This window comes from Leucobacter soli (assembly GCF_042659205.1).
Taxonomy (GTDB): Bacteria; Actinomycetota; Actinomycetes; order Actinomycetales; family Microbacteriaceae; genus Leucobacter; species Leucobacter soli.
The window spans coordinates 1-11,227 of the sequence record NZ_JBHSRW010000067.1 but is presented as its reverse complement, the minus strand read 5'-3'; the positions used below and the strand labels follow the sequence as shown (position 1 = coordinate 11,227).

Annotated in this window: 8 protein-coding genes and 1 pseudogene; 1 reads left to right on the top strand and 8 read right to left on the bottom strand. The window is 69.5% G+C overall.

The window, feature by feature from the left end:
• Window positions 1-30: 30 nt before the first annotated feature.
• The 8 genes from ACFPZL_RS06265 to ACFPZL_RS06230 form a co-directional block, all read right to left on the bottom strand.
• Window positions 31-939 carry a GTP pyrophosphokinase gene (locus ACFPZL_RS06265; protein ID WP_328798007.1) on the bottom strand — a complete coding sequence of 303 codons (909 nt, stop codon included), beginning with the start codon at window positions 937-939 and terminating at the stop codon, window positions 31-33.
• Window positions 940-1,034: 95 nt separating this feature from the next.
• Window positions 1,035-2,882 (bottom strand): hypothetical protein, encoded by a 1,848-nt coding sequence (locus tag ACFPZL_RS06260; RefSeq protein WP_218114452.1) that lies wholly within the window; start codon window positions 2,880-2,882, stop codon window positions 1,035-1,037.
• A gap of 97 nt (window positions 2,883-2,979) precedes the next feature.
• The gene (locus ACFPZL_RS06255; protein ID WP_218114489.1) at window positions 2,980-4,011 is read right to left on the bottom strand and encodes a 4-hydroxy-3-methylbut-2-enyl diphosphate reductase; all 1,032 of its coding nucleotides are present in this window, start codon (window positions 4,009-4,011) and stop codon (window positions 2,980-2,982) included.
• A 119-nt stretch (window positions 4,012-4,130) separates the two neighbouring features.
• Window positions 4,131-5,159, bottom strand: coding sequence for an ABC transporter permease (locus ACFPZL_RS06250; RefSeq protein WP_218114451.1), 1,029 nt, complete (start codon window positions 5,157-5,159; stop codon window positions 4,131-4,133).
• 29 nt (window positions 5,160-5,188) lie between these two features.
• Complete coding sequence (locus tag ACFPZL_RS06245) at window positions 5,189-6,661, bottom strand: ATP-binding cassette domain-containing protein (RefSeq protein ID WP_218114450.1); 1,473 nt, start codon at window positions 6,659-6,661, stop codon at window positions 5,189-5,191.
• A gap of 117 nt (window positions 6,662-6,778) precedes the next feature.
• Complete coding sequence (locus tag ACFPZL_RS06240; RefSeq protein WP_218114449.1) at window positions 6,779-7,759, bottom strand: sugar ABC transporter substrate-binding protein; 981 nt, start codon at window positions 7,757-7,759, stop codon at window positions 6,779-6,781.
• Between the two features lie 215 nt (window positions 7,760-7,974).
• A complete protein-coding gene (locus ACFPZL_RS06235) occupies window positions 7,975-9,015 on the bottom strand; it encodes a LacI family DNA-binding transcriptional regulator (protein ID WP_218114448.1) in 1,041 nt (346 codons plus the stop codon).
• Window positions 9,016-9,087: 72 nt separating this feature from the next.
• Complete coding sequence (locus ACFPZL_RS06230) at window positions 9,088-10,215, bottom strand: class II histone deacetylase (protein ID WP_218114447.1); 1,128 nt, start codon at window positions 10,213-10,215, stop codon at window positions 9,088-9,090.
• 292 nt (window positions 10,216-10,507) lie between these two features.
• Here ACFPZL_RS06230 and xseA point away from each other — a divergent pair.
• A pseudogene (gene xseA, locus ACFPZL_RS06225) lies at window positions 10,508-11,218 on the top strand (exodeoxyribonuclease VII large subunit); the annotation flags it as partial.
• Window positions 11,219-11,227 lie beyond the last annotated feature (9 nt).

Sequence of the window (11,227 nt, the reverse complement as noted above, 5' to 3'; positions counted from 1 at the left end):
CTGCGAGCTCCTCGCGCGGATCGTCGAACCCTAGAGCTCGTCGGCCCCGAGCTCGTCGGCCCGGCCTGGCCCGGGTTCGGTCCCGCCGTCGTCCGCCGATGCCGCGGGGCTCTCCAGCCCGGCCGCGGCCGCCATGCTGCGCATGACGGTGTCGGTCCCCCGGCGCACCAGGGTGTCGCGGTCGGAGCCGCGGATCGCGATGTGCAGCCATTCCATCGTCGAGTCGAGCCGGCAGGCCTGATCCGCCGCGTCTCGCAGTCCCTCGAGGAGCTCGGCCGGAACCTCGCGATCGTACTTGTAGTAGATCTTGTGCTCGAGGCTGGCCCAGAAATCCATAGCGATCGTGCGGATCTGCACCTCCACGATGGTCCGCACCGGGCCGCTCGAGAGGAACACCGGCACCTCGAGCAGCAGATGCAGGCTGCGGTACCCGTTCTCCTTGGGCTTCGCGATGTAGTCCTTCACCTGGAACACGGTGACGTCGTCGTGCGCGGTCAGCAGCTCGAAGACCCGGTAGACGTCCGAGACGAATGCGCAGACCACCCGCAGGCCGGCGATGTCGGTGATCGTCTCGCGCACCCGCTCCGTCTCGAGCGGCACACCGCGGCGCTGCATCTTCTCGATGATGCTGTCGGGATCCTTCAACCGGCTCGAGACGTGCTCGATGGGGTTGTACTCCCCGGTCTGCGTGAACTCCTCCTGCAGGATCCGGAGCTTCGTCATCACCTCGTCGATGGCGAACTTGTACGGCATCAGGAAGCGGGTCAGCCCCTCGCGGACCTCGCGCCGGCCCTCGATCTCCGAGAGATCGATCCGGGAGAGGTCTATCGGGCCGGTGAGCGGGTGGACCGGCCCGGGGCCGTGCCCGCCGATCGACGGCGCCTTCCGCTCATCGACCCGGTCGGTCTCGTCCGGGGGGCGGATCGTCGATTCGGTCACAGCTCGACGCTACCTCCTCGGGGTGTGCGTTCGATGGGAGATCGCGCAACGGTCCGCGGAAGGCCGAGCGCGCGCGTACGCGGCTCAGGCGCGGCCTACCTCCGCTTCTTCGACTTCTCGACCGCCACCTGGAGCATGAACGACCGCTGCCCCCCGTCGACGACCGTCGGCGCCGTCTTCCGGCTCGTCTTCACCTGATTCGCCCCCGATGCGGAGGTGTAGCGGCGCGTGACGGTCACGCGATCCGAACGCGAACGATCGTCGAGCGCGGCGACGTACTGGTCGAAGTTCCGCACCGGCGCACCGTCGTCGGAGCCGATGACGAGCTCGCCGTCCTCGAAGAGCGGCGTCGCACCGGTGAGCCGGACCTTCAGCGTCTTCTTGATGCTCTTCGGCACCGTGACCGTGAAGGGCAGGTAGCTCGTGCCGCCATCGGCGTTGGGGGCGGGCCGGAGCACGGCACGGTAGTCGTAGCTCTTCCCCCGGCTCGCCTGCACCGTGCTGCCGGCCGGCACCTTCTTCCAGCCCGTGCCCGACTTCCGTTCGAATCCGGCGACCCGGGCGACCCGGACCTGATCGGAGAAATCGGCAGTGATCCGCACGCCCGTGACCGTGACGGTCTCGAACCCGTTGTACTGCAGCGCGGCGATGTCCTCGGCGACGCCCCAGCCGACGAGGTCGGGCAGGTACATGTCGTCGGCGTACTTGTCGGTATTGGTGAGCGTGCCGGTTCGGCCGTTCGCGCGAGTGTAGTCGATCGACCAGCGGACCGTCGCGGAGCCGGCCCAGGCGTTGTCGAGCATGCGGAGCGCGTCGCCGCCGAGCTGGACGGCGGCGACGGGCGCGATGTCCAGCTTCTCGGTGACGTTCGTCACCGCAGTGCTGCTCGTCCCGCCGACCTTGCTCACCGTCGTGACCTTCACTGCGGGGAAGGTCTCGCCGAGGGTGCCGCGAACGCCGGCCGTGCGGTCGTCGGTGAGCCGGCCCATCGGCGCGCCGATCTCGGCGATCAGCTTGTACGAGTCGCCCGCGCTGGGCACCACCCGGGCGGCGGACGCCCCGTGGAAACTCGCCTTGAACTTGCTGTTCCCGGTGTTCGGATGCCCGTAGGCCCAGACCTGATCGCCGCAGACGGCGGTCACCGTGCCCACCGTGGCGTCCCACAGCGCGCCGTGCGCGTAGCTGACGGCGATGTTGCCGCCGGGCACGATGGAGGGGATGGCCTCCGCGTCGGCACCGACCACCCCGCCTGCTCGGCCGGTCGCACCCACGGTCTTGAAGCCCTTCACCGCCTGCTTCAGGCGCTTCTCGGTCTTCTCGAAGAGGTTCCCGGTCCGCCCGTTCTCGACCTTCACCGGTTGCAGCTGCGTCATCGATCGCCCCGGCGAGACGCCTGTCGCCGCCTGCACCATCTGCCGCCCCGCCGCGTTCACCTGCACGGAAGCGGGCAGGTCGCCGATCGATTTCATGGCCGCGGCCGGCGTGACGCCGGCGACGTTGTCGGCCTCCCCGCTGAACCCGTAGGAGACGGCGCCGATCAGCGCCCCGTCCTCGTCGTACACCGGAGAACCCGAGGCACCGGCCCAGACCCCGGCCGGCAGCGTGCTCCCGGAGCCGTCGACGACGGGACCCGAGAGCTCGACCAGCAGGAGATCGCGCTGGTTGCCGTAGGCGTCGTGCCCGAGCGCGTTGGGGAGCCTGCCGAGATACGTGCCGCTGAACTCCGTCGGCGCGATGCCCGAGACCGTCGAGAGCCAGGTCACCGGCTCGTCCACGACCAGGTCCGCGATCGGCGAGATCGCGAGCTCCTCACCCGGCAGATCGCAGAAGAGGCCCGGATCCGCCGACGGCGCGGCCTGGGCGGGTGCGGCGAGAAGAGAGGCGGCCAGCGCAGCGGCGACTCCCGTTCCCAGCACGGTGATCGGTCGTCGGTTCATCGCCATCGCGGCCTCCAAGGATCGTAGGGGTTCCCCATGGCTCGGAGCCTAGCAGCGTCTCAGGCGCCTCAGCGACGCCCGAACACCATCGCGGATCCGACGGTCAGCGCACCCGGCCGCCGAGCGCGCGAGCGTCCCGTTTGCCGGAGGCATCCTGCCGGAGTTCCTTCGGCAGGGAGAAGACCAGATCCTCCTCGGCCGTCACGGTCGCCCGGACATCCGAATAGCCCGCATCGGCGAGATCGTCGAGCAGTTCCTGCACCAGCACCTCGGGCACCGAGGCGCCGCTCGTCACACCGACGGTGCGCACGCCGTCGAGCCACTCCTGCTGCACCTCGCTCGCGTAGTCGACGCGGTAGGCCGCCTTGGCGCCGTACTCGAGCGCGACCTCCTTGAGCCGCACCGAGTTCGAGGAGTTCGAGGATCCCACGACGATGACGAGGTCGGCCTGCGGCGCGATCTGCTTGATGGCGCCCTGGCGGTTCTGCGTCGCGTAGCAGATGTCGTCGCTCGGCGGATCCTGCAGGTTCGGGAATCGTTCACGGAGGCGATCCACCGTCTCCATCGTCTCGTCGACCGAGAGCGTAGTCTGGGAGAGCCAGACCAGCTTGTCGGGATCCTCGACCTCGAGGGTGTCGACGTCGGCGGGCGAGTTCACGATGGTGATGTGGTCCGGCGCCTCGCCGCTCGTGCCCTCCACCTCCTCGTGCCCGGTGTGGCCGATGAGCAGGATCTCCATGTCCTGCTTCGCGAAGCGCACGGCCTCGCGGTGCACCTTCGTCACGAGCGGGCAGGTCGCGTCGATGGCGTGCAGGTGCCGGTCCTCGGCGGCCTGCACCACTGCGGGCGAGACGCCGTGGGCAGAGAAGACCACGTTCGCACCCTCGGGCACCTCATCGACCTCGTCGACGAAGATCGCACCCATCTTCTCGAGGGTCTGCACGACGTGCACGTTGTGGACGATCTGCTTGCGCACGTAGACGGGGGCGCCGAAGCGATCCAGCGCCTTCTCGACGGCGACGACCGCACGATCCACCCCCGCGCAATAGCCTCGGGGCGCCGCGAGCAGCACCTGCTTCGGCCCGTCGACCGGCACGTTCTTGAGCCGACCCCGCTCGCGCCTCATGCGCGGCATCGCGAGGCTGACGACCGGTGCGCCGATCGTGCGCTGATCCTGAGCCGTAGCCGTACCAGTCATGCCTCGAGCTTACCCGTCCGGCCTGACAGATCCCCGGTGGGGCCTCCGGCGCAGCCCTATACGGCACCCCCGGATCGCGCTTGATGCTTCGGCTCTTCCTCGGCGACCGCCTTCCGTCCGAGCTTCGCCCACGAACTGCGGATCATCTTCTGGATCGAGCTGTCGAGCCCGACCGCGACGATCAGCGTCGCACCCACGAGGATGGTCTGCAGGAACGGCGAGGCCTGGAGGAACACGAGCCCCGCGCGCAGCACTCGGAAGAAGAGCAGGCCCGCGACGACGCCGCTGATGCGGCCGACGCCGCCCTCGAACGCGACGCCGCCGAGCAGCACCACCGTGAGCGCCTCGAGCTCGAGCCCCGACCCGATGGTCGGGTTCGCGGACTGCACCTTCGCCGAGAGGAACATCCCGGCGAGCGCGGCGAACGCGCCCGAGGCGACGAAGAGCAGGAATCGGGATCGCTTCACGTCGATTCCCATGAGCCGCGCGGCCCGTTCGTTGCCGCCGATCGCGCGGACCTGCTTGCCGAACTTCGTGTGGTTGAGCACGTACCAGCCCAGCAGCACGACGACGATCAGCGCGATGATCTGGATCGGGATCGGCCCGACCTTGAAGGTGCCGATCGCGCGGAAGGCATCGGGCAGCTCGGACCGCGGGATGGTCTTGCCGCTCGAGAGCAGCAGGGCGAAGCCGCCCCAGACGCTCAGCGCACCGAGCGTGACCACGAACGAGTTCAGCCGGAGGTACGAGACGAGGAACCCGTTCAGCGCACCGGCGACGACGCCCGTGACGACCGCGGCGGCGAACCCCAGCAGTGTCGACCCCGTGGCGCTCATGGCCATGCCACCGGTGATCGCTGCAGCCGAGGCGACGGAGCCCACCGACAGGTCGATGGTCCCCGACATGATCAGGAAGGCCGCCGGGATCGCGATGAGGCCGAGCTCGGTGGCCTGCATCAGGATGCTCTGGCCGTTGGCGAAGCTGAAGAAGTTGGGGCGCAGAATCGAGAAGACGGCGATGAGCACGATGAGTGCGAGGAAGATCCCGTTCTTCGCGACGAAGATCTTGAGGCGTTCAGCGTTCATGAGGTTCTTTCCGGTTGGATCCGTGTGTCTCAGGCATCCGCCGTCTCGGCGAGCGCGAGGAGGGCTGAGAGGAGGTCTTCGTTGAAGGTCGCGGTTCGGGGCACCTCGACGAGGCGGTCGCCGAGCACCGTGTAGGCGCGGTCGCACATGCTCGCGATCTCGTCGGACTCGCTCGAGGCCACCACGACTGCGGCGCCGCGATGCGCCCCCGCGCGGACCGCCTCGACGATGTCGAGCTTCGCGCCGACATCGACGCCCTGGGTCGGCTGGGCGAGGACCAGTAGATTCGGCTCCGCGGGGTAGAGCCAGCGGGCGAGGAGGTGCTTCTGACGGTTGCCGCCCGAGAACTGGGAGACCTCGGCCGTGCCCTCCGGCCCGCGGATGTCCAGGCCCGTGCGTGCGCGCTCGTACATCTCGACGCCGGAAGTGCGGGAGACCCACCACCCGCGCGACGCCCCCTGCGAATACCAGGGCAGCATGACGTTGTCGATGCCGGTCTCGGAGGCGATCAACCCCTCGGTCTCACGATCGGGCGGCACGAAGAACACGCCCCTGCGTATCGCCTGCCCCGGGGAGCGGAAGCGGACGCTCTCGCCGGCGAGCACGTACTCGTGAACCTGATCGGAGGCGCCCGCGAGTTGCGCGGCCATGCGGAACTGCTCGCCGCCGGCCATGCCGAAGAGGCCGACCACCTCGCCGGATCGGGCCGTCACGGTCCCACCGGGCACGGTCATGCGAACGACCTCGTCGCCGGCTTCGACATGGCTGAAGTCGAGCGAGCGCAGATCGGGCACGAGCGCTTCCGCCAGCCGCGCCGGCGTGAAGTCGGCCGCCGGCCCGTCGACGACCAGCCGGCCCCCGCGCAGCACGACGATGCGGGTGCACACCTCGAGGATGTCGGGCAGGCGGTGCGACACGTAGAGCACGGACACCCCGCGCGCGGCGAAGTCTCGGATCAGCGCGTGCAACGACTCGGTCTCCGCCTTGCCGAGCGCGGCCGTCGGCTCGTCGAGCATCAGCACCTTCATCTCGCCCGAGAGCAGGCCGCGGGCGAGATCGACCAGCTGCCGTTCGCCGAGGCCGAGCGCCTCCACCGGCATGTCGAGCGGCAGCCGGGCGCCGACCGTCGCGAGCGCCTCCCGTGCACGGGCGACGCGCTCTGGACCCCTCGGCGCATCGCGGGCGAGGAAGAGGTTGTCGAGCACCGACATGTTCGGCGCGAGCGCCGGCTCCTGGTGGATGACGGTGATGCCGAGCTCGGCGGCGGCGCGCGGGCTGAGGCGGCCGTCGATGCGGGTGCCGTCGATCGTGAATCCGCCGCTCGTCGCGTCGATGACCCCGGTGGTGACGTTGAAGAGCGTGCTCTTCCCTGCTCCGTTGTGGCCCAGCAGGCCGACGATCTCGCCCGGCGCGACTTCGAATCGGATGTCATCGAGTGCTCGGGTCGCACCGAAGTCGACCGTCACGCCCTCGAACGCGATCCTCGTCTCAGGACTGCTCATGCGCCTCGCGCTCCTTCCCGGCGGCCGCCGTGGCCGCTCGCGCCCCTGATGGGGCATCGGTCCCGGGATCCTCGGCGGACGGCTCTCCGCTCCGCCGAGGATCCCGGTCACCGCCGACTACTGGTTCTCGAGGAGGTAGTCCAGCGCGTTGGCGCTCGTGACCTCGGTGGTCGGGATCACCTTGTCCTCGACGGGCTCTCCGTTGGCGGCGGCGACCAGCATGGCCGCATTCGCCTCGGCGATCTGCCGGGTGACGGGGATGAAGGCGTAGCGCCAGAACGATCCCTCCTCGCCGATGATCTTCAGCTCGGCATCGGTCGCGTCGAGGTTGAGCAGCAGCATGCTGTCATCGGTCGGCGAGACGCCCGAGTCGATCAGCGCCTGGTAGGCGCCGAGGGCGGGATCGTTGGCGATCGCGAGCCACACCTTGGTGTCGGGGAACGCGTTGAGCTGATTCTGGGCGGCGGCGTAGCCGTCGTCGAGGTTGAGCACGCTGTGCTCGTTGATGTTGAGGTTGAGGCCGGCGGCGTCGAGCGCCTCCTTGATGCCCTCGCCGCGGAGGCGCCCCAGGTCGGTGTCGGGGTAGCCGAGGAACCCGACGTCGACCTTCTCGTCGCCGTAGTTCTCCTTGATCCACTCCGCGGCGCGTTCGCCGGCCTTCAGCCCATCGGCCTTGTGGTCGAGGACGACGGCGGCCTGCACGCCCTCCCAGGTGCTGCCGTAGCCGAGCACGGGGATGCCCGCGTCGGTCGCCTGCTGCGTCACCGCGACCATCGCGTCCGACTGGGCGGGATAGCCCATGATCGCCTTGATGTCGCCGCGCACGATCCACGACTCCCAGTCGGAGACCTGCGTGTTGACGTCCCACTTCGGGTCGTCGGTGACGAACTCGAAGCCGGCGTCGGTCACGACGGTCTCCATGAAGGGGAGCATGTCGTTCCAGATCTGGATGTCGAGGCCCGCGAAGCTCATCGCGACCGCGCCCTTCGAGGAGTCCGAGCCCCCTCCGCCCGAGCCGTCCGATGCGCATCCGGAGAGCGCGAGTGCGGCGGCTGCGGTGAGTGCGACGACGCCCAGTGTGCGGCGTGAATGTTTCATGTCCATAGCTCCTTTGCTCGAGCAGGAGAACGGGCCCGTCCGTTCCGATCGTTCACGGTCCGGAAGCGGTGCGGCTCCGGGGAGCGACATTCGCGGACGGACGCGGGAACGTTCCTGCATTGGAGATGCTAACACGACCAGCGGGCTCGCCCGCAAGAGGTTCTCAATCGTTATCGACGAGATTCGGATCCGGCCCCGAGGCCATCCGCGATCGATCAGGCGTCTTCGTCATCGGGGAAGAGCGACTCGGGCGTCCGCCCGTGGACGAGCAGCGAGATCTCCCGATTGACCCGCCACTCGAATCCCTCGCCCTCGCCGTCGATCAGTCCGGTGAGGAACTGCGCCGCCCGGCGTCCGAACGACTGGGCGTTGAGCTCGACCGCCATCAACTGCTCGACTCCGCCCTCAGTGGCGGGGTCGGCGGCGAGCGCGGCGACCCAGATCGCCTCGCCCCGGCGCTCCAGGTAGCGCTTCGCGAAGGGGCCGGCGACGCCCTGCTGCACGACCAGGACCCCGTCGACGTCCCCCGCCTCCTCGAGCGCGTCCACCATGCGCTCGATCTCCTCGCCCGAGGGCCAGAACCCGGCGCGCAGCACCAGCGGCTCGACCCCCTCGCGCCGCATCCAATCGAGATAGATCTCGCGCGCCTGCACGGCCCAGAGCGGCTCGACCCCCTCATCGAGCGCGACGATCGCGGGGCGGCGGACGCCTTCGGCGTGCAGGCGCTCGAGCACGATCGGGGTGAACTCGTCCTGCCCGCCCGAGAACTGGCCGCGCACCAGGCCCCGCTGCTCGGGCGAGAGCGCACCGACCGCGACCACCGGGATGCCGGTCCGCGACACCTGCTCGATGAAGGGATCGTTCGGCGCCGGATCCAGCACCAGCATGCCGTCGGCCCACAGGCTGCGCCGCCGCGGATGGAGGCGGTTCTCCGTGAGGAGGGTCAGGTCCAGGCTTCTGTCGGCCGCGTGCTCCATCGCGCCGAACACGAACTGCATGTAGAAGTTCCGCCCGTGGCTGTTCGGGAAGAGGTGCAGGCCGATGCTCTGCGATCGGCTGCCGCGGAGTCGCTGGGCGGCCCGATTCGAGACGTAGCCCAGCCGTTCCGCCGTCTCGGTCACCAGCGTGCGGGTCGCCTCGGATACGCGCCCGTTGCCGTGCAGCGCCGACGAGACCGTCGTCTTCGATATCCCCAGTTCACGGGCGATGTCGACGATGGTCACGGCGGTGTAGCTCACCTTGCTTAGCTTAGCCACCGTGCCGCCTCGCGATTCGACCGGCTCGGGCGTCCCGGGGCGTCCGAGACCCCGGCTCGCTCCGAACGACGATCAGCCCACGATCATCCCCAGTGCGCGCGCGAGCTGCGCCGAGCGCTCGATCGTCTCCGTCTGCCAAGCGGTAAGCGCACGGGTCGGGGAATCCCCGACCGAGATGTTCACCGGATCCTCGACGCCCGTCTCGACCCCGCTCAGCGCTTCCAGCACCGCGAGCCCGCAGAACGGAACATGCACCGGCGAGTACCCGCCCTCGTGCGAGAAGACGATCTTGCCGCCGCACACCTCGTCGGCGACGGCGAGCAGCCGCTCCGCCATCCCCTTGAACCCCCCGGAGGTCACGCTCATGCGGCCGAGCGGGTCGAACGCCGACGGGTCGAAGCCGCTCGACACCATGATGAGATCCGGCGCGAACGCGCGGATCGCCGGCACCGCCACCTCGTCGACCACCGACCAGTAGGCGCCGTCACCCGAGCCCGCAGGCAGCGGGATGTTGATGTTGGTCCCCGCACCGGCGCCCTCGCCCTGCTCGTCCACGAGGCCACTGTCCACGGGGAACAGGCGATCCTGGTGCACCGAGATGGTCAGCACGTTCGGATCGTCCCAGAAGATCTTCTGGGCGCCGTTGCCGTGATGCACGTCGTAGTCGAAGATCGCCACGCGCTGCACGCGGCCCGCGGCCCGAAGCGCCTGGATCGCGACCGACACGTTGGAGAAGAGGCAGTAGCCGCGACCCAGGTCGGGTTCGGCGTGGTGCCCCGGCGGGCGCACGAGGGCGTAGGCGTTGTCGACCGTGCCGTCGAGCACGGCCTCGGCGGCGGCGAGCGTACCGCCGGCCGCCAGCTTCGCGATCTCGTACGAGCCGCGGCCGAAGGGCGAGAAGCCGTCGCCGGCGTCGCCGCCCGACGCCTCCGACTGCTCCCGGATGCTGTCGACGTGCCGCTGCGTGTGGACGCGGAGGAGATCCTCCTCCGTCACGGGCCGGGCCGGGATGCGCACCAGGCTGTCGATCAGGCCCGAGACCTCGACGAGCGCGGCCATGCGGGCCTTCGACTCCGGGCTCTCGAAGTTGTGGTAGGGCTGCACGTAGCCGCCGGAGGGGAAGATCCCCGCATGCGTGCCGGTGTCGTGCCAGGCGTAGCGCTCATCCCAGACGTACCCGGTGCGGCGTCGCTGATTCATGATCCTTGGCTCCTTTGCTCGAGCAGGTGCGGGGTCCCTGGGCGTCGTCGTCGCCGAAGCGGAATCGAGCGGTTCGGGGATCACTCGCGGGAACGTTCCTGCACTTGGGATGGTACTGCCGGGTCGCCGAAGCCGCAAGCCGGTTCCGACGGGGTTTCGCACGCCTGGCGGTCCGCGCCGCCGACCCTTCCGCGTGAACTCACTCCCCCGTCCGCGCGAATTCGCTTCCCCGGGATTGCCGGCGCATCGACGTCGAAGCAGTGATCCAGCAGACACGCCCTAGGCTTGACGCATGGCCGAGACCACCGCACCCGCGACGCGCGACGCGCCCTGGCCGGTCGCGGTGATGAGCACCAAGATCCGCGACTGGATCGAGCGCCTCGGCACCGTCTGGGTCGAGGGCGAGGTCACCCAGTGGCAGCTGCGCGGCGGCCACGTCTACGGCAAGCTCAAGGATCTGACGCAGGACGCGACGGTGAGCTTCACGATCTGGCGATCGGCCGTGCAGAGTCTGAAGGGCGACTTCGCCCAGGGCGACCGCGTCGTCGCGCTGGTGAAGCCGAACTTCTGGGTGAAGGGCGGCACGCTCACGGTGCAGGTGTTCGAGCTCGCGCACGTCGGGCTCGGCGAGCTGCTGCAGCGGCTCGAGGAGTTGCGCCGACGGCTTCATGCAGAGGGGCTCTTCGACGCGGATCGCAAGCGCCGTCTTCCCTTCCTGCCGCAGGTGATCGGCCTGGTCACGGGGCGCGACAGCGACGCCGAGAAGGACGTGATCCGGAACGCGACCCTGCGCTGGCCGGGCGTGCGGTTCCGGGTGCACTACGCGGCGGTGCAGGGCGATCGTGCCGCCGCCGAGGTCGCCGCGGGCATCGCGACGCTCGACGCCGACCCGGAGGTCGAAGTGATCGTCGTGGCGCGCGGCGGCGGCGACTTCCAGCACCTCCTCCCCTTCAGCGACGAGCTGGTTCTGCGAGGGCCATCTGGTCGAGCAGCACGCTCGCCCGCGCGATGA